15 protein-coding genes are annotated in these 17722 nt (G+C 71.7%); 11 read left to right on the top strand and 4 right to left on the bottom strand.

Translation table 11 applies throughout. From position 1 onward, the window contains the following. Nucleotides 1-16: 16 nt before the first annotated feature. Nucleotides 17-529: a DUF1772 domain-containing protein gene (locus ACFY1S_RS25395; protein ID WP_387122758.1), complete on the bottom strand. Its 513-nt coding sequence runs from the start codon at nucleotides 527-529 to the stop codon at nucleotides 17-19. A gap of 193 nt (nucleotides 530-722) precedes the next feature. Here ACFY1S_RS25395 and ACFY1S_RS25390 point away from each other — a divergent pair, with 193 nt between their 5' ends. Continuing rightward, nucleotides 723-1865: a histidine kinase gene (locus tag ACFY1S_RS25390; protein ID WP_387122754.1), complete on the top strand. Its 1143-nt coding sequence runs from the start codon at nucleotides 723-725 to the stop codon at nucleotides 1863-1865. Then, nucleotides 1862-2524: a response regulator gene (locus tag ACFY1S_RS25385; RefSeq protein ID WP_387122751.1), complete on the top strand. Its 663-nt coding sequence runs from the start codon at nucleotides 1862-1864 to the stop codon at nucleotides 2522-2524. The genes ACFY1S_RS25390 and ACFY1S_RS25385 overlap by 4 nt, the downstream gene beginning before the upstream one ends. A gap of 81 nt (nucleotides 2525-2605) precedes the next feature. Here the strand turns inward: ACFY1S_RS25385 and ACFY1S_RS25380 are convergent, their stop codons facing one another. The 3 genes from ACFY1S_RS25380 to ACFY1S_RS25370 form a co-directional block, all read right to left on the bottom strand. Continuing rightward, nucleotides 2606-3745: an RNA polymerase sigma factor gene (locus tag ACFY1S_RS25380; protein ID WP_387122973.1), complete on the bottom strand. Its 1140-nt coding sequence runs from the start codon at nucleotides 3743-3745 to the stop codon at nucleotides 2606-2608. Between the two features lie 8 nt (nucleotides 3746-3753). Next, nucleotides 3754-4161, bottom strand: a complete 408-nt coding sequence (locus ACFY1S_RS25375) for a YciI family protein (RefSeq protein WP_364375784.1) — start codon at nucleotides 4159-4161, stop codon at nucleotides 3754-3756. Nucleotides 4162-4369: 208 nt separating this feature from the next. Continuing rightward, a complete protein-coding gene (locus tag ACFY1S_RS25370) occupies nucleotides 4370-5398 on the bottom strand; it encodes a glycoside hydrolase family 11 protein (protein WP_387122748.1) in 1029 nt (342 codons plus the stop codon). A gap of 507 nt (nucleotides 5399-5905) precedes the next feature. On the opposite strand from ACFY1S_RS25370, the gene ACFY1S_RS25365 reads away from it, so the two are divergent. From ACFY1S_RS25365 to katG, 9 genes are all read left to right on the top strand, one after another. Next, complete coding sequence (locus ACFY1S_RS25365) at nucleotides 5906-7120, top strand: sensor histidine kinase (RefSeq protein WP_387122745.1); 1215 nt, start codon at nucleotides 5906-5908, stop codon at nucleotides 7118-7120. After that, the gene (locus tag ACFY1S_RS25360; RefSeq protein ID WP_387122742.1) at nucleotides 7108-7764 is read left to right on the top strand and encodes a response regulator; all 657 of its coding nucleotides are present in this window, start codon (nucleotides 7108-7110) and stop codon (nucleotides 7762-7764) included. The genes ACFY1S_RS25365 and ACFY1S_RS25360 overlap by 13 nt, the downstream gene beginning before the upstream one ends. 111 nt (nucleotides 7765-7875) lie before the next feature. Then, a complete protein-coding gene (locus ACFY1S_RS25355; protein ID WP_364375771.1) occupies nucleotides 7876-8637 on the top strand; it encodes an ABC transporter ATP-binding protein in 762 nt (253 codons plus the stop codon). After that, complete coding sequence (locus ACFY1S_RS25350; RefSeq protein WP_387122738.1) at nucleotides 8634-11117, top strand: ABC transporter permease; 2484 nt, start codon at nucleotides 8634-8636, stop codon at nucleotides 11115-11117. Before ACFY1S_RS25355 ends, ACFY1S_RS25350 begins: the two co-directional genes overlap by 4 nt. Before the next feature lie 263 nt (nucleotides 11118-11380). Further along, nucleotides 11381-12934 carry a polysaccharide lyase family 1 protein gene (locus ACFY1S_RS25345; RefSeq protein WP_387122735.1) on the top strand — a complete coding sequence of 518 codons (1554 nt, stop codon included), beginning with the start codon at nucleotides 11381-11383 and terminating at the stop codon, nucleotides 12932-12934. A 186-nt stretch (nucleotides 12935-13120) separates the two neighbouring features. Next, nucleotides 13121-14269 carry a zinc-dependent alcohol dehydrogenase gene (locus tag ACFY1S_RS25340; protein WP_387122732.1) on the top strand — a complete coding sequence of 383 codons (1149 nt, stop codon included), beginning with the start codon at nucleotides 13121-13123 and terminating at the stop codon, nucleotides 14267-14269. Between the two features lie 18 nt (nucleotides 14270-14287). Beyond that, a complete protein-coding gene (locus ACFY1S_RS25335; RefSeq protein WP_387122729.1) occupies nucleotides 14288-14863 on the top strand; it encodes a hypothetical protein in 576 nt (191 codons plus the stop codon). 83 nt (nucleotides 14864-14946) lie between these two features. After that, nucleotides 14947-15402: a Fur family transcriptional regulator gene (locus tag ACFY1S_RS25330; protein WP_387122726.1), complete on the top strand. Its 456-nt coding sequence runs from the start codon at nucleotides 14947-14949 to the stop codon at nucleotides 15400-15402. Then, a complete protein-coding gene (katG, locus tag ACFY1S_RS25325; RefSeq protein WP_387122723.1) occupies nucleotides 15399-17675 on the top strand; it encodes a catalase/peroxidase HPI in 2277 nt (758 codons plus the stop codon). The genes ACFY1S_RS25330 and katG overlap by 4 nt, the downstream gene beginning before the upstream one ends. Nucleotides 17676-17722 lie beyond the last annotated feature (47 nt).

Raw genomic sequence — 17722 nt, 5'->3', positions numbered from 1 at the left:
ACGGCCGACGTCCCGCTCACCGCCCGGGCCGCTCCGGCGCGGTCTCCCGGGCGAAGCGCAGCAGGGCGCAGAACGCCAGCGCGGAGGTCACCGCGCCCCCGACAAGGCGTACCCAGTGGCCGGCGACGAACTCCCGGGCGACCTGACGCAGGTACTCGGGGGAGTGCGTGCCGACCGGGTCGACGAACATGATCTCGTTGCGCGGCCAGAAAAAGACCGCGGAGAACAGGAACTCGCAGATGATGAAGGCCGCCGCGGCGGCGGCGACGAACCAGCGCAGCCGCCGGTTGCGCCAGGTGAGCGCGATCGCGGCGAGGCTGCTCAGCACGACTGTGGCGCCAAGCGGCGGGAAGTAGTCGCTCGGGCCGCCCGCGACGAGGAACTCACGGGCCCGGTCCAGTGACGCGGGCGCGTCGCCGAAGATGTTCGGGTAGAGCATGACGGTCTCGGCGGCGACCCCACCAAAGGACATCATCGCCGTCCAGACGAGCACGATCAGGACGATCCACGTCAGTTTGGTACGGGACACGTGGGCACTTCTCCTCGGTCGGTCCCCTCGGGGACACGTTCTGTGTTGTCGCCGTCGACGCTAGGTCGGCGGAGGGGGACCGTCTGCCGCGCAGCGGCGCGAGCTGTTGTCGCTTCTCGACGTACGTGCCGGCGCCGAGGTGATGCCTGCGGACGGCAGCGGCACGGCCCCGCGCCGACTTAGGCTCACGCACGTGCAGGCCACCTCACCCACCCGGACCGAGGCGCTGCTCGCCGTGGCCGTCCTGGGGCTGATCACGGCGGCGGTGGTGACCGACGACGCGTCGCCCGCCCGCGCGGCGCTCGCCTACGTGTTCGGCGTCGGGTGGGCGGCGCTCCTGCTGGTGGCCCGGCGATCGCCTGTCGCCGCGCTGCTGGCCACGGCCGCCGGCATCCTCTGCTATTACGCGCTGGACCTGCCGCCGATCGGTCTGGCCGGCCCGGCCGCCGCGGTTCTCTACGTGGCCGCCCAGCGGGGCCGGGTGGTCGCCGCCGCCGCCGTCGGCGGGAGTCTGCTTGTCGTGTCGGTGGCCGCCCGGCTCATCGAGGGGGACGACATCTCCGTCGTGATCGGGGCCGAACTCGGCACCGAGGCGGCGTTGATGCTCGCCGTGATCACGCTTGGTGACGCGGTGCGCAACAGGCGTTCGTTGCGGGCCGCCCTGCTGCGCCAGGCGGCAGCGGCGCAGGAGGAGCGCCGTCGCGAGGCCGCCCTTCAGGTCGAGGCGGAGCGGCTGCGGATCGCCCGGGAGCTGCACGACACGCTGGGGCACACGATGTCGGTGATCACCCTGCAGTCGGCGGTGGCGCGGGAGGCGCTCGCCGACGCCGAGCCCGGTCAGGTCGAGACCGCCCTGGCGGCGATCCACTCGGTGAGCGGCAGTGCGATGGCCGAGCTGCGCGCGACGCTGGGCACGCTGCGCCGCGCCGGGCCGCGCGCGCCGGTCCCGGGCTTCGCCCAGCTGGAGACGCTCGTCGACGGTGTCCGCCGCGGTGGACTGACTGTCGACCTGCGCGTCGACGGGCCCGTCGACGCGTTGCCCACGGTGGTGGGCAGCACCGTCTACCGGATCGTGCAGGAGGCGCTGACGAACGTGGTACGTCACGCGCGGGCCACACGCGTCGTGGTGACGGTCCGGGCCACCGCGTCGGCACTGGCGCTGGACGTGGTCGACGACGGCCGTGGCGCGGGCGCCGACGGCGTCGAGCGCGGTCAGGGGCTGCGGGGCATGTCGGAGCGGGTCGCCCTGCTCGGCGGGACCGTCGACGTCGGCGACGCCGAGGGTGGCGGTTTCCGGGTCGCCGTCCGCCTGCCGCTGGCCGGGGTCGTCACGTGAGCGCGGTACGTGTCGTCCTCGTGGACGACCAGCACCTGGTGCGCACGGGACTCCGCGCGCTGCTGGAGCGCGCCGGGGACATCAGTGTGGTCGGCGAGGCAGGCGACGGCGGGACCGGCGTGTCGGTGGTTCGCGAGCAGCGGCCCGACCTGGTCCTGATGGACGTCCGGATGCCCGGCGGCGACGGCATCGAGGCGACCCGGCGGATCCTCGCCGACCCGGTGCTGGCGGACGTGCGGGTGGTCATGCTGACCACGTTCGACGACGACGAGTACCTCTTCGAGGCGATCCGCGCCGGTGCCTCCGGTTTCCTGCTCAAGGACACCCCGCCCGACGCCCTGCGGGACGCCGTGCGCGTGGTGGCCGGTGGGGACGCGTTGCTGTCGCCGGCCGTCACCCGGCGGGTGCTCGCCGCGGCGGCACGCTCGCCGGTTGCCGACCCGGCGCGGCTGGCCGGGCTCACCGGCCGCGAACGCGACGTCCTCGCCCAGGTGGGCGCCGGGCGGTCGAATGTGGAGATCGGCGCCGCTCTGCACCTCAGCCCGGACACCGCCCGCACGTACGTGAGTCGCCTGCTGCACAAGCTGAACGCCCGCGACCGCGCCCAGCTCGTGGTCATCGCGTACGAGAGCGGACTGGTCCGCCCCGGCGACCGCTGAGCCCGCCCGGTCGCGGCACCGCCCGCCCTGCACACGTGCCTCGACACACGGGATGACGCGATCGCGCCGCGGCGCGGCCCGTCAGCGGCGGGCGTTGAGCCGGGCGGCCTGCCGGGTCAGGTGGTCGCGCTCGGCGAGGTTGGATGCCCGGCGGGCCGCCTGGACGTACAACCGTGCCGCCGTCGCCAGGTCGCCGTCGCGCTCGTGCAGGTACGCGGCGACCGCCGTGTGGCGGGGCAGCGAGTCGTCGAGCGCGGCGAGCGCCGCCAGCCCGGCGCGCGGCCCGTCGGCCTCGCCGACCGCCACCGCCCGGTTGAGCCGGACGACAGGGCTGTCGGTCAGGCGCGTGAGTTCGTCGTACCACTCGACGATCTGCACCCAGTCGGTCTCCTCGGCGGTGGGCGCGTCGGCGTGCAGCGCCGCGATGGCGGCCTGGGCCTGGAACTCGCCCAGTCGGTCGCGGGCCAGGGCCGCCTGGAGGATCCCGATGCCCTCGGCGATGGCCGTGGTGTCCCACCGGCTGCGGTCCTGGTCGGCGAGGGGCACGAGGCTGCCGTCGGGTGAGGTGCGGCTGGCTCGTCGGGCGTGGTGCAGCAGCATGAGGGCGAGCAGCCCCGCCACCTCCGGATGGTCGATCACGGCGGCGAGTTGCCTGGTGAGCCGGATGGCCTCGGCGGCCAGGTCGACGTCCCCCGAGTAGCCCTCGTTGAAGACCAGGTAGAGCACGCGCAGCACGGTGGCCACGTCGCCGGGCTTGTCCAACCGTACGCCGGAGACGGTGCGCTTGGCCCGGCTGATGCGCTGCGCCATCGTCGCCTCGGGCACCAGGTAGGCGTGCGCGATCTGGCGGGTGGTGAGCCCGCCGACGGCACGCAGGGTGAGCGCGACCGCGGACGACGGCGTCAGCGACGGATGCGCGCACAGGAAGTAGAGCTGGAGCGTGTCGTCCACCGAGGGCGTGGGCCCGGGCGGCGGTTCCTCGTCGACGAGGTCCTCGCGTCGTCGCCGGGCGACGTCCGCGCGGGTCGTGTCGAGGAACCGCCGCCACGCCACGGTGACCAGCCAGCCCTTCGGATCCCGTGGCGGGTCGGCCGGCCAGACGCGGACCGCCTCGACCAGGGCGTCCTGCACGGCGTCCTCGGCCGCCGCGAAGTCGACTCCGCGGCGGACGAGGACCCCGAGGACGCCCGGCGTGAGGCTCCGCAGCAGAGCCTCGTCCAACTGAGCGGTCATTCCGTGATGGTGGGCGGCTCGGTGAGGAAGGGCCGCAGCTCCAGCCACTCGTGGATCGGCTTCCCGCCGGCACCGGGGGCGGCCGACAGCTCACCGGCCAGCTCGACGGCCCGCTCGTAGCTGTCCACGTCGATCACCATCCAGCCGGCGATCAGGTCCTTGGTCTCGGCGAACGGCCCGTCGGTGACAGGCGGGTTCCCCTCGCCGTCGTACCTGACGAACGTCCCCTCGGGGGCGAGCGCCTGGCCGTCGACGTACTCGCCGGTCTGCTCCAGCCGGGCCGCGAAATCGTGCATGTACTGGATGTGCGCCGAGATCTCCTCGGGCGTCCACTTGTCCATCGGTACGTCGTTGACGGCCGCCGGACCGCCCCGGTAGTGCTTGAGCAGCAGGTACTTCGCCATCGTCAGATCTCCTCGGTGCGACTGCGACCCATCATGGTCGCTCTCACAGCGGGGACGGAGCCGGCCACGCGTTCTCGACATGGCGCTCTGCCGTATCGCGGATTTTTTGCCACGCGCGGAGGCGCCTGATGGCGCGGGCGGCGACGACGGCTCTGGCGTGGCGGCAGGTGCCGCCACGCCAGAGGGTGGTGTCAGGAGCTGGTCGGGGTCAGCCGGTACGGCAGGTGACGGTCGGCCAGTTCCAGTTGCCGTTGGCCATCACCGTTATCCCGAAGTTGTTGCCGTTGCCGTTCGGTGTCGCGGTGACGGTGCCGCTGGTGCCGCTGACGGAGGCGTTCCAGCTGTTCTGGATGCTCTGGCCGCCGCCGAGACCGAGGCTGACCACCCAGTTGTTGGTGCCGCTGACCGCCACGTTCAGGTTGAACCGGTCACCCCACTGCTGACCGGCGGAGATCGTCGCGGTGCAGTTGCCGGTGCCCGGGTTGCCGGTGGTGGGCGGGGTGGTCGGGGTGCCGCCGCCACCCTCCCAGACGGTGATGTCCGAGCTGCCCTGGCTCTGGTAGCCCTCGGTGGCCATGATCTGGTAGAAGTGGCTGCCCAGGTTCAGGCCGGCGCGGGCCCAGGCGTCGAAGTGGTTGGCGGTGGTGATGGTGCCACTCGAACGCTTCTGCTGCCGCACGCTCCAGTACTGGTAGAAAGTGCAGCGGTCGCCGTCGATGCAGGGCGCGTTGACCCGCTGGCTGCGGAGAATGTCGTAGGTGCCGCCGTCGGTGGTGACGGTACCCAGTCGCTGCGCGCCGCTGCTCGGGTTGTAGCTACCGAAGTTCTCCACCACGTAGTACTCGATGAGCGGGTTGCGCGTCCATCCGTACAGGGCGAGGTAGGTGTTGTTGTTGCCCGGGTTGTAGCTGCCCGAGTAGCTGATCGTCCGTCGGGAGCCGGTGGCCCAACCCTTGCCGCCGACCCAGTTGTTGGTGCTCCGGTCCCAGCTGCTGGAGTAGCGACCGTCGGCACGCAGCGTCATGCTGGCGTTGCCGCTGTCCTTCCAGAACGAGAAGTAGTAGCCGTTGTGGGTGCCTGTGAGGTTCGACGTGAGGGTCCGGTCGGCCTCGGCGTACGCGTTGGTGGCCGTCATCGTGCCGGTGACGGCCAGGACGGCGGCGCACGCGGCGCCGAGCAGCAGCCGTAGGCGGCCGCGCCTGCGTGGTCTGGCGGGGGTGTGGCTGGTGTCGGTCATGAACCTGTTCCTCCTCGTGGCGGCCCGCGCCCGGTGACCGGGGGACGATCACCGGGCGTCGTGCCGCCTGGTGGTGGTGGCCGGTCGTCCCGCACGACGACCGGAGGAGTGGGTCGCGGTTATGCCAGTGACGGCGATAGAGCCCCGTCGATGGCGACCGTATTAACCCGACCGTCAAGATGTCAACACTTTCCGGAAGCCTCGCGGAAACCTCGTTCGGCATGCCGGCCGCCTGGATGAGGGGCGTCGCTCCAGGTCAGTAGTCGATCAGGAACCAGGTGGATCGCCTCGGCGCCGCCGCAGACCGGATCCAGATCGGAGTCGTCCGTCGCCGAAATTTCCGGACCCTTTCCGGACCGCCGCTGACTGTCCCGGGATGGCTGCGCGCTCCCGCCGCCGCTCCTGCGTCACAGCAGGGGAACGCCGGCGGTACAGCAGGCTGTACTTTCCGCGGCGGGCGTCGTCGTCGCGGGGCTCGGCGGCCTATGTTGGCGCGGGAGGTGGACGATGGCGTACGTGTGGGGGCGGGTCAGCGCCGTGCGGCACCTCGTCGGCGGCCTGGGCACCGCCGCGCTGGCGTTGGGCGCGTTGCTCTGGACGCTGGCCGTCGGGGTGGCCTGCCTGATCGGGGTGGGGCTGTGGGCGATGCCCGGCGCGCTGCGGACGGTGCGCGCGGTGGCCGACCGCGAGCGTGCCCGACTGTCCCGCCTGGGTGCGCCGATCCCCACGCCCGGGCCGGTGCCGGCCGGGCTGTGGGCGGCGGTACGCGACCCGTTCGTCCGTCGGGAGGTCGGCTGGGTGACGCTCCACTCGGTCACCGGCCTGACGTCCGGGCTGGTAGGAGTCGCGCTCCCGCTCTACGCCGCGCAGGACATCACGTTCCCGCTGTGGTACCGGTTGCTCTCACCCGAGGACGGTGCGCCCGGCATCTTCTGGTGGCGCATCGACGGGCTGTCCGACGCGCTCCTGGTCGCTGTGGTCGGGGTGGGCTGGCTCGCCGCCACCGTCGCGTTCACTCCGGCCTTGGCCCGCTTCCAGGCGTGGCCGGGCCGGTGGCTGCTGCCTCCACCGCCCGGGGTGGACCTGTCGCTGCGGGTCGCCGCGCTGACCGCCACCCGGGCCGCGGCACTGGACGCGCACGCGGTGGAGCTGCGCCGGATCGAGCGGTCGCTGCACGACGGCACCCAGAACCGGCTGGTCGCGGTGAACGTGCTGCTGGGCGCCGCGCGGCGGGCCGTGCGGCGCAACCCGGACCGGGCCGACGAGATCCTCGGGCAGGCGCAGGACGCCGCCGAACAGGCGCTTGCCGAGCTGCGTACGGTGGTGCGCGGGATCCTGCCGCCGGTACTTGACGACCGGGGCCTCGCCGGGGCGCTGGCGGGCCTGGCCGGCAGTTGCGCGATACCGTGCCGGTTGGAGGTGGACGTGGCGGTGCGCTGCGCGGCCTCCGTCGAGGCCACCGCGTACTTCGTGGTGGCCGAGGCGTTGACCAACGCGGTCCGGCACAGCGGGGCGAGCCAGGTGGACGTCGTCGTCCGCCGCGAGCGGGGCCGGTTGCTGGTGACCGTCGAGGACGACGGGCGCGGCGACGCCGACGAGGCACGCGGCTCCGGGATCACCGGCATCCGCCGGCGGGTCGAGGCGTACGACGGCCTGATGACACTGACCAGCCCACCCGGTGGGCCGACGAGGATGCACGTGGAGCTGCCATGCGGATCGTGATCGCCGAGGACGACCCGCTGCTGCGCGAGGGCCTGGCGCTGCTGCTGCGGGCGGAGGAGCTGGACGTGGTGGCCACGGCGGGCACCCCTGGGGAGTTCCTGAGGGCTGTCGACGAGCACGCGCCGGACGTGGCGATCGTGGACGTGCGGATGCCGCCGACCCACACCGACGAGGGCATCGTGGCCGCCGTGGAGGCCCGGCGGCGCCAGCCCGGCCTCGCGGTGCTGGTCCTGTCGGCGTACGTGGAGCAGGCGTTCGCCACCGATCTGTTCGCGGTCGGTGCCGTCGGGCTCGGCTACCTGTTGAAGGAACGGGTGGGTCGGGTGGAGGAGTTCCTCGCCGCGCTACGCCGGGTGGCGGACGGCGGCAGCGTGATCGACCCGGAGGTGGTGGCGCAGTTGCTTGCCCGCAACCGCCGCCCCGACAGGGCGCTGAGCGAGCTGTCGCCGCGCGAGCGCGAGGTGCTGGGGCTGATGGCCGAGGGGCTCGGCAACACGGCGATCGCCGAGCGGCTGTTCGTCACTGACGGCGCGGTGCACAAGCACATCCGCAGCATCTTCGCGAAGCTGCAGCTGCCGCCTGACGACCGCGCCGACCGTCGGGTCACCGCGGTGCTGCGCTACCTCGACGGAGGCCAGCGGTAGCGCCTGCTGTACCCCGTCCCGGCAGCACGCGGGATGGTGACCGTCTGCACAGGTCAATAGCGTTTGTGGTGCGCGCAGACCACAACGACGACCTGCAGAGAGGCCACCAGGATGTCCACCTGTCCGGTACCCACAGTCGACGCCGCCGTACGCGTCGAACACCTCACCCGGGTGTACGAGACCGGCCAGAATCGGGTGAACGCGCTGGCCGGGGTCGACGCCGACTTCACCCGCGGCACCTTCACCGCCGTGATGGGGCCGTCCGGTTCGGGCAAGAGCACGCTGTTGCAGAACGCCGCGGGCCTGGACCGGCCGACCTCCGGCCGCGTGGTCATCGGGGGCGTCGACCTGTCGCCGCTGTCCGAGACCCGCCTCACCGAGCTGCGGCGTACCCGGATCGGTTTCGTCTTCCAGGCGTTCAACCTGATCGGCGCGCTCACCGTCGAGGAGAACATCGTCCTGCCGCTGCGGTTGGCAGGCGTCCGTCCGGATCGCGCCTGGCTGACCCGGGTGATCGAGCGGGTCGGGCTCACCGACCGGCTGCACCACCGGCCGGCGGCCCTGTCCGGCGGCCAGCAGCAGCGGGTGGCGATCGCGCGGGCGTTGGCCACCCGTCCCGAGGTGATCTTCTGCGACGAGCCCACCGGCGCGCTCGACACGGGTACCGCCGCGGAGGTGCTGACGCTGCTGCGCGCGGTCGTCGACGAGCACGGGATGACAGTGGTGATGGTGACCCACGATCCGGTCGCCGCGTCGTACGCCGATCGGGTGCTCGTACTGGCCGACGGCCGGATCGTCGCCGACCTGCCGCAGCTCGGGGCCGCCCGTATCGCCGAGCACCTGGCGTCGCTGGATCGGCGGGTCGCCCGATGACCGCGCTCGCGGCCCGGCTGCTGCGCCACCGCGCCGGCCCGGCGGCCGCCACGCTGCTCGCCCTGCTCGCCGGAGTGATGATCCTGGTTGCCATGGGCACCCTCGTCGAATCCGGACTGCGCTTCCGGCCGGAGCCCCGGGTCTGGGTCGGCGCCGACCTGGTCGTCGCCGACCGGACGGTCAGCCACACCAGCAGGGAGTTCGACGGCGAGATGACCACGAGCACCGTCGCGCTGCCCGAGGGCGGCACCGTGGACGCCGCGCTGGTGGACCAGATCCGGCGGCTGTCCGGCGTGGCGGCGGTGACCGGCGACGACCGGGTGGTGATCGGGGCGCCCGCCGCGGTGGGGCACAGCTGGGGCACGTACGCCTTCACCGGTCGCCCGATCGCCTCAGGCGTCGCCCCGCGCGCCGACGACGAGGTGCTGGCCGACTCGCGGCTGGGCGCCGCACCGGGGGACCGGCTCGACCTGACAGTCGGCGGGGTCAGCCGGTCGTACCTGGTGAGCGCGGTCGCCGACACCGGAGCGGCCGACGTGTTCTTCACCGACGCGCAGGCGGCACGGCTGTCCGCGCGGCCGGGCCGGGTGGACGCGATAGGTGTGCGGGTGGCCGCCGACGCCGACCGTGGCGCGGTCGCCGACGAGGTCCGTCGGATGGCCTCGGCGGCCGGCGCGAGCACGTACGCCGGTGGGGACCGGGGGCAGGCCGAGCAGTCGGCGAACCTGGCGGCCCAGTCGATGCTTGTCACGGCCGGTTCGGCGTTCGGCGGGTACGTCATCCTGCTCATCGTGTTCGTGGTGGCCGGCACGATCGGGCTGTCCGTCCGGCACCGTCGCCGTGACCTGGCGTTGCTGCGGGCGGTCGCGGCCACACCGGGCCAGATCCGCCGCATGCTGATCGCCGAGGCGGCCCTGCTGGCCGTGGTCGGCTCCGCGATCGGAGCGCCCGCCGGTCTGCTGGCCGCTCGGTGGGTGCGGGGCGAACTGGTCGGGCGCGGGTTCGTCCCGGCCGACTTCCCGATGACCGGTGGCCTGCTCGCGGTGCCCGCCGCGGTAGGTACGACGGTGCTCGTGGCGGTGCTCGCGGCGCTGATCGCCGGTCGCAGGGTCGCCGGGATCAAGCCGGTGGAGGCGCTCGGCGAGATCGCCGTGGAACCGCGAGGTAGCGGTCGCGTGCGGCTGGTCGCCGGTGTGCTGACGCTGGCGGGGGCCGTCACGTCCGGCGCGTTCACCCTCAGCGGCGCCGGGGCGACCGGGGCGCTGGCCGCCGCGGTCGGCATGCTGTACCTGTTCGTCATCGCGGTGGCGCTGCTCGCGCCGAGGCTCAACGCGTACTCGGCACGCCTGCTCACCCCCGCGCTGTCCCGCTTCTCGCCGGTCAGCGGCTATCTGGCGGCGGCCAACCTGCGGGCCAACGCGCAGGGCATGGCCACCGTGCTGACCGCCCTCGTGCTGTCGATCGGGTTCGGCGGCTCGGTCTGGTTCCTGCAGACCAACCTGGAGCGGCAGACGGTGGAGCAGAGCCGGGCGGGAACGGTCGCCGATCGGGTGCTGGCCGCCCCGGGTGGGCTGGCGCCGGAGGCGGCCCGGGAGGTCCGCGAGCTGGCCGGGGTGCGGGCGGCCACCGGGGTACGCCGTACGCAGGTGGTGGTGCGCTCGTTCGACGGGATCGAGCCGGTCGCCGCGCAGGCGGTCGACCCGGACCAGATCACCTCCACCGTGGACCTCGACGTGCGCGAGGGCAGCCTGACCGAGCTGCGTGAAGACACTGTCGCGCTGTCCGCCACACAGGCGTCCGCGTCCGGTTGGCGGGTCGGTGACACGGCGCGACTCTGGCTGGGTGACGGCACCCCGACCGAGCTGAGGGTGATCGCCGTCTACGGTCGGGGCCTCGGCTTCGGCGACGTCACGCTTGCCGCCCAGACGGTCGCCGGGCACACCGACGGGGTCGCCGACGACGAGATCCTGGTCCGTGCCGACGGGGACGCCGACGCGGCGCTTGCCGACTGGTCGGCCCGGCATCCGGGCAGTGCGGTGCTCGACGCGGCGACCCGTACCCGGCTGATCGGCGGGGATCTGGCGCTCGGCGCCTGGCTGAACCGGCTGCTGATCGGCGTGCTCGTGGGGTACGCGGCACTTGCCGCGGCCACCACGATGGTGCTCGCCGCGCTGGCCCGCCGCCGGGAACTGGCCCTTTTGCAACTTGTCGGTCTGACCCGCCGGCAGATCCGCCGGATGGTCCACGCCGAGCAGGCCGGGCTGCTGGGTGTCGCGGTGCTCGTCGGCGCGACGATCGCGGCGCTGACGTTAAGCGCGATCGTCAACGCGGTGACGGGTAGCCCGATCCCGTACGTGCCGCCGCTCGGCGGGGTGGCCGTGCTCGGTGGCGCGACGCTGCTGGCGCTGGCGACGACCGTGTTGCCGGTGCGGCGACTGCTGCGGGTTCCGCCTGTCGACAACATCGGCACGAGGGAGTAGTCGTCAGCGGGCCTGGCGGGTGCTGCGGCACCCGCCAGGCCGCACGACTGCAAACAACCTGCAAACGCTAACCCTTGCATCGAGGGAAACCGCTTTCCTACGATTGCGTCACGTCGATGTCTCATTCTTCGTCCGGGCGAACGAATTTCGAGTGACGCCATCAGTGACGTGCCCATTCCGCGCTCGCAACGAGGCCGAGCGCATTCACTGTGGGCAATTTTCGGGTCATCAGGAAAGCAATTCGAAGGCGAAGGTGAGGCGAGATGGGACGACCAGTCGCGCTGCGACTCCAGGCAGTGCTCGCAACGGTGACAGTCGGTGTGGCGGTAGCGGTGGCCCTGGCCACGCCGCAGGCCTCGGCCGCGGTGGGCAGCGCCACCGGCTACGCCACCCAGAACGGCGGGACCACAGGCGGCGCGGGCGGGCAGACGGTACGCGCCACCACCGGCACCGCGATCCACGCGGCCCTGTGCGGCCGGGCCAGCAGCAGCACCCCGATCACCATCGAGGTCTCCGGAACCATCAACCACGGCAACACCACAAAGGTGTCGGGGTCGAGCTGCAACACCGCCGCCGGCGTGATCGAGCTCAAACAGATCAGCAACGTCACCATCATCGGGGTCGGCGGCGGCGCGGTCTTCGACCAGCTCGGCATCCACATCCGCGACTCCAGCAACATCATCATCCAGAACGTGACGGTCCGGAACGTCAAGAAGTCGGGCTCGCCCACCTCCAACGGCGGCGACGCCATCGGCATGGAGAGCACGGTGCGCAACGTCTGGGTTGACCACGTCACCCTGGAGGCGTCGGGCGGGGAGTCCGAGGGGTACGACGGCCTGTTCGACATGAAGGACAACACCCAGTACGTGACGCTGTCCTACAGCATCCTGCGCAACTCCGGTCGCGGCGGCCTGGTCGGATCCAGCGAGAGCGACCTCTCCAACGGCTTTATCACGTACCACCACAACCTGTACGAGAACATCGACTCCCGTACGCCCCTGCTGCGCGGCGGCGTCGCCCACATCTACAACAACCACTACGTGAGCCTGCACGAGTCCGGCATCAACTCCCGGGCCGGCGCCAGGGCGAAGGTGGAGAACAACTACTTCCGCGACTCCAAGGACGTCCTGGGCACCTTCTACACCGACGAGCGCGGCTACTGGCAGGTCAGCGGCAACATCTTCGACAACGTGACGTGGTCCGGCGCCGGCAGCGAGACGTACCCGGCCGGCCCGAACCCGACGTCCAACACGACTGTCAGCATCCCGTATTCGTACCGGCTGGACGGGGCGAGCTGCGTGCCGGACGTCGTCCGTCAGACGGTGGGCGCCAACACGGGTCTGCGGGTGTCCGACGGCAGTTGCTCGCCGCAGACCCCGCCGCCCACCACACCCCCGCCGACCACGCCCCCGCCGACCACGCCCCCGCCCACCACGCCGCCGCCGGGTAGCGGCACCAACCTGAGCCTCGGCGCCGGCGCCGACGGCTCCAGCAAGGCGAGCGGCACGAGCTACGGCAACGTGCGCGACGGCAGTCTCGGCACGTACTGGTCGCCCGCCGGGCCCACGGGCACCATCTCGATCAAGTGGGGTTCCGCCACCCGCGTCTCCCGGGTGATCATCCGGGAGCCGTCCGGCACCCAGGGCTCGATCGGGTCCTGGCAGCTCGTCAACAACGACACCGCGGCGGTCCTCGCCTCCGGCAGCGGGGCGGGCGCCATCACCTTCGCCGCGACGTCACTGACCAAGATTAATTTCACGATCACCAGCTCGGGTGGCGCGCCCCGGGTCGGCGAGTTCGAGACGTACGCCAGCTGACCGGAACGGACGGTGCGGCCCTGACCCGGCGGCCAGGGCCGCACCCGCGCGGTTCGCGGACCTGGACCGGGCTGGCGCGCTGGACCCGGCCACCTGTTTGCCCCGGATACGCGGGGGTAGGGACACCTGTGCTTCGGGTGGTGCCGGGGCGGAATGTCCGGCAGCACGCTGGTCCAGGAGGCAGTAATGCGCGCAATGGTCTATCGCGGTCCCTACCGGGTGCGGGTGCAGGAGAAGGACCGCCCCACCATCGAGCACCCCAACGACGCCATCGTGCGGGTGACGCGGGCCGCGATCTGCGGGTCCGACCTGCACCTCTACCACGGGATGATGCCCGACACCCGGGTCGGAATGACCTTCGGTCACGAGTTCATCGGCGTGGTCGACGAGGTGGGATCGTCGGTGCGCAACGTCAAGCCCGGCGACCGGGTGATGGTCCCCTTCAACGTGTACTGCGGCTCCTGCTACTTCTGCGCCCGGGGCCTGTTCAGCAACTGCCACAACGTCAACCCCAACGCGACGGCCGTGGGCGGCATCTACGGCTACTCGCACACCTGCGGCGGCTACGACGGTGGCCAGGCCGAGTTCGTCCGCGTGCCGTTCGCCGACGTCGGCCCCAGCCCGATTCCCGAGTGGATGGACGACGACGACGCCGTCCTGCTCACCGACGCGCTCGCCACCGGCTACTTCGGCGCGCAGCTCGGCGACATCGCCGAGGGTGACGTGGTCGTGGTCTTCGGCGCCGGCCCGGTGGGTCTGTTCGCCGCCAAGTCCGCCTGGCTGATGGGCGCCGGCCGGGTCATCGTCGTCGACCACCTCGACTACCGGCTGGAGAAGGCTGCGTCCTTCGCCCAGGCCGAGACCTGCAACTTCGCCGAGTACGACGACATCGTCGTGCACCTCAAGAAGATCACCGACCACCTCGGCGCGGACGTGGTCATCGACGCGGTGGGCGCCGAGGCGGACGGCAACTTCCTCCAGCACGTCACCGCCACGAAGCTCAAGCTCCAGGGCGGCTCCCCGGTGGCCCTCAACTGGGCGATCGACTCGGTCCGCAAGGGCGGCACGATCTCGGTCATGGGCGCGTACGGGCCGATGTTCAGCGCCGTGAAGTTCGGCGACGCACTGAACAAGGGTCTGACCCTGCGGATGAACCAGTGCCCGGTGAAGAGGCAGTGGCCGCGCCTGTTCGAGCACATCCGCAACGGCTACCTCAAGCCCAGCGACATCGTGACCCACCGGATCCCGCTGGAGCACGTCGCGGAGGCGTACCACATCTTCTCCGCCAAGCTCGACGGCTGCATCAAGCCGATCATCGTCCCGAACGCCGCCTGACCGACCGGGAGCGCCGCCATGCCCTACACGCCGGACAAGCCGAAGCTTGCCGAATCCACCGACGAGCTGCGTGCTCGCATTCCCGGGTGGGGTGTCGACCTCGACCCCCGGGACCGCCCCTCGGTGCCGAAGGAGCGGTTCGACCCGGGCCTCAACGGCGCCCACTGGGAGTTCCCGGAGCGGCAGCCGGAGAAGTGGCCGCGGGAGATGTCGATCGAGCACAAGTTCCTCACCCCGGTCTTCGGCACCTCGTGCCCGCCGCGGGGGCTCTCCGGAGTGATCCGCCGGTACTCCTACCGGACGTACAGCGAGGCTCGGGCCGCGCACTGGCTGCTCCTGCTCGCGGCGGACCGGGTGGACGCGGTGGAGAGCACCCTGCGCTCGATGCTGACCCGGCACCCCGACAACCCGGTCACCGAGACCGGCGTCCTGAGCGAGTTCACCCACCACGGCCTCTCCTCGCGCCTGCGCGGCAAGCGGGTGGACCGGGTGCACCACCCGCTGGACCCGGTCGTCGTCGCGGCGCCGTGGGTGCTGGCCGGAGGCGTCGCGTACCTGGCCGCCCGGCGAATCGTTCGACGCAGGAGGGGCTGATCGGGCACGATCGGCAGGAAACGGACGCGGCGAGTTTCGGCGAAATTTGATTCATTCCAAAAGAGTGGACTAATGTTCGGCACATGAGGTCCGGCTTCGAGGCGCAGCTACGAGCCGTCTCGTTGCGCGTGACCCGACCCCGGCTGGCGGTGCTCGCCGCGCTGCGGGACCATCCGCACGTCGACACCGACGCCGTGCTCCGGCTCGTTCGCGCCGAGCACCCCACTGTCTCGCACCAGGCGGTGTACGACGTCCTGCGGGCGCTCACCGACGCGGGTCTGGTGCGGCGCATCCAGCCCGCCGGCGCCACCGCCCGCTACGAGGCGCGGGTGGCGGACAACCACCACCACATCGTGTGCCGCTCCTGCGGCGCGATCGCCGACATCGACTGCGCCGTCGGCGACGCCCCCTGTCTCACCGCTTCCGACGGCCACGGCTTCGTGGTCGACGAAGCGGAGGTCGTCTTCTGGGGCGTCTGCCCCGACTGCGCGACCGAACGCACCGCCCAGCGATCCGCCAGTTCGGAAGGAAGTACATGAGCGACACCCAGGACCAGGCCCCCAGCAGCGCACAGGGCGTGGACAAGAAGGAGGCGGCCGGCTGCCCGGTCGCGCACGACTCGGTGACTTCGCACGGCAGCGAGAGCGAGAACCCGGCGATCGACTCGCCGACGCCGAAGACCGGCGGTCGCCCGCGCACCAACCGGGACTGGTGGCCCAACCAGCTCGACCTGTCGGTGCTGCACAGCAACTCGCCCAAGGGCAACCCGCTGGGGCCGGACTTCAACTACGCCAAGGAGTTCGCGAAGCTCGACGTCGAGGCCCTGAAGCGGGACATCGTCGAGGTCCTCACCACCTCGCAGGACTGGTGGCCGGCGGACTTCGGCCACTACGGCGGCCTCATGATCCGGATGAGCTGGCACTCCGCCGGCACGTACCGCATCCACGACGGCCGCGGCGGCGCCGGCGACGGCGGTCAGCGGTTCGCGCCGCTCAACAGCTGGCCGGACAACGCCAACCTCGACAAGGCCCGCCGCCTGCTGTGGCCGGTGAAGCAGAAGTACGGCCAGAAGATCTCCTGGGCCGACCTTCTCGTGCTCGCCGGCAACGTGTCCCTGGAGTCGATGGGCTTCAAGACCTTCGGCTTCGGCTTCGGCCGGGAGGACATCTGGGAGCCCGAGGAGATCTTCTGGGGTCCGGAGGACACCTGGCTGGGTGACGAGCGCTACGTCGGCGAGTCCGAGATGGCGCCCGAGGTCGGCGCGACCGAGATGGGCCTCATCTACGTCAACCCGGAGGGACCGAACGGCAACGCGGACCCGCGGGCGGCGGCGTACTTCATCCGGGAGACCTTCGGCCGGATGGCGATGAACGACGAGGAGACCGTCGCGCTGATCGCCGGCGGCCACACCTTCGGCAAGACCCACGGCGCGGCTCCCGCCGACGACCACGTCGGTCCGGAGCCCGAGGGCGCCCCGCTGGAGGCGCAGGGCCTCGGCTGGCTGAGCACCCACGGCAGCGGCAAGGGCCGGGACACCATCACCAGCGGTCTCGAGGTGACGTGGACCGACGTGCCGACGCAGTGGAGCAACCGCTTCTTCGAGATCCTCTTCGGCTTCGAGTGGGAGCTCACGACGAGCCCCGCCGGCGCGAAGCAGTGGGTCGCCAAGGACGCCCCGGAGATCATCCCGGACCCGTTCGACGCGTCGAAGAAGCACAAGCCGACGATGCTCACGACCGACCTGGCGCTGCGGTTCGACCCGGCGTACGAGAAGATCTCGCGCCGGTTCCTGGAGAACCCGGACCAGTTCGCGCTGGCCTTCGCCAAGGCGTGGTACAAGCTGCTGCACCGCGACATGGGCCCGATCGACCGTTTCCTCGGGCCGTGGGTGGCCGAGCCGCAGCTGTGGCAGGACCCGGTGCCGGCCGTCGACCACGAGCTCGTGGGTGACGCCGACATCGCCGCTCTCAAGGCGAAGGTCCTGGACTCCGGTCTCACGACCGCCCAGCTGGTCTCCACCGCGTGGGCGTCCGCCGCGAGCTTCCGGCACACCGACAAGCGCGGCGGTGCCAACGGGGCGCGGATCCGGCTGGAGCCGCAGCGCAACTGGGAGGTCAACCAGCCCGAGCAGCTCGCCACGGTCCTGGAGACCCTGGAGGGCATCCAGCGGGACTTCAACGCGGCCGGCGGCACCCGGATCTCGCTTGCGGACCTGATCGTGCTCGCCGGCTCGGCCGCCGTCGAGAAGGCGGCGCGTGACGCAGGCGTCGAGGTGACGGTGCCGTTCCGGCCGGGCCGCACCGACGCCACCCAGGAGCAGACCGACGTCGATTCGTTCCGCGTCCTGGAGCCCCGCGCGGACGGCTTCCGCAACTACCTGCGGCCGGGCGAGAAGACCCAGCCGGAGGTGCTGCTCGTCGACCGGGCCTTCATGCTCAACCTGACCGCGCCGGAGATGACCGTCCTCGTCGGCGGCCTGCGTGCCCTCGGGAACAACGTCGGCGGCGCGACGCACGGCGTTCTCACCGACCGGCCCGGTGTGCTCACCAACGACTTCTTCGCCAACCTGCTCTCCCCGGGCACCCGGTGGACGGCGTCGAAGTCCGAGGAGCACGTGTACGAGATCCGGGACCTGTCCACCGACGAGGTGAAGTGGACGGCCACCGCTGTCGACCTCATCTTCGGCTCCAACTCCCAGCTGCGGGCCCTGGCGGAGGTCTACGCCAGCCAGGACGCGCGCGAGAAGTTCGTGGCCGACTTCGTCAAGGCCTGGACCAAGGTCATGGAGAACGACAGGTTCGACATCGCCTGACAGCCACACCGATGAGCCCCGGCCGATCCGCGAAGGATCGACCGGGG

This window comes from Micromonospora sp. NPDC000663 (assembly GCF_042898105.1).
In the GTDB taxonomy this organism is placed as follows: domain Bacteria; phylum Actinomycetota; class Actinomycetes; order Mycobacteriales; family Micromonosporaceae; genus Micromonospora.
The sequence above is the reverse complement of the archived record's forward strand: the minus strand, read 5'-3'. Positions and strand labels throughout refer to the sequence as shown.

Bases quoted from the DNA above. Each gene is read 5' to 3' on its own strand.
- ACFY1S_RS25365 (WP_387122745.1), top strand. From the start codon at position 5,906: ATGGCGTACGTGTGGGGGCGGGTCAGCGCCGTGCGGCACCTCGTCGGC.
- ACFY1S_RS25340 (WP_387122732.1), top strand. From the start codon at position 13,121: ATGCGCGCAATGGTCTATCGCGGTCCCTACCGGGTGCGGGTGCAGGAG.
- ACFY1S_RS25360 (WP_387122742.1), top strand. From the start codon at position 7,108: ATGCGGATCGTGATCGCCGAGGACGACCCGCTGCTGCGCGAGGGCCTG.
- katG (WP_387122723.1), top strand. From the start codon at position 15,399: ATGAGCGACACCCAGGACCAGGCCCCCAGCAGCGCACAGGGCGTGGAC.
- ACFY1S_RS25355 (WP_364375771.1), top strand. From the start codon at position 7,876: ATGTCCACCTGTCCGGTACCCACAGTCGACGCCGCCGTACGCGTCGAA.
- ACFY1S_RS25330 (WP_387122726.1), top strand. From the start codon at position 14,947: ATGAGGTCCGGCTTCGAGGCGCAGCTACGAGCCGTCTCGTTGCGCGTG.
- ACFY1S_RS25350 (WP_387122738.1), top strand. From the start codon at position 8,634: ATGACCGCGCTCGCGGCCCGGCTGCTGCGCCACCGCGCCGGCCCGGCG.
- ACFY1S_RS25370 (WP_387122748.1), bottom strand. From the start codon at position 5,398: ATGACCGACACCAGCCACACCCCCGCCAGACCACGCAGGCGCGGCCGC.
- ACFY1S_RS25345 (WP_387122735.1), top strand. From the start codon at position 11,381: ATGGGACGACCAGTCGCGCTGCGACTCCAGGCAGTGCTCGCAACGGTG.
- ACFY1S_RS25335 (WP_387122729.1), top strand. From the start codon at position 14,288: ATGCCCTACACGCCGGACAAGCCGAAGCTTGCCGAATCCACCGACGAG.
- ACFY1S_RS25375 (WP_364375784.1), bottom strand. From the start codon at position 4,161: ATGGCGAAGTACCTGCTGCTCAAGCACTACCGGGGCGGTCCGGCGGCC.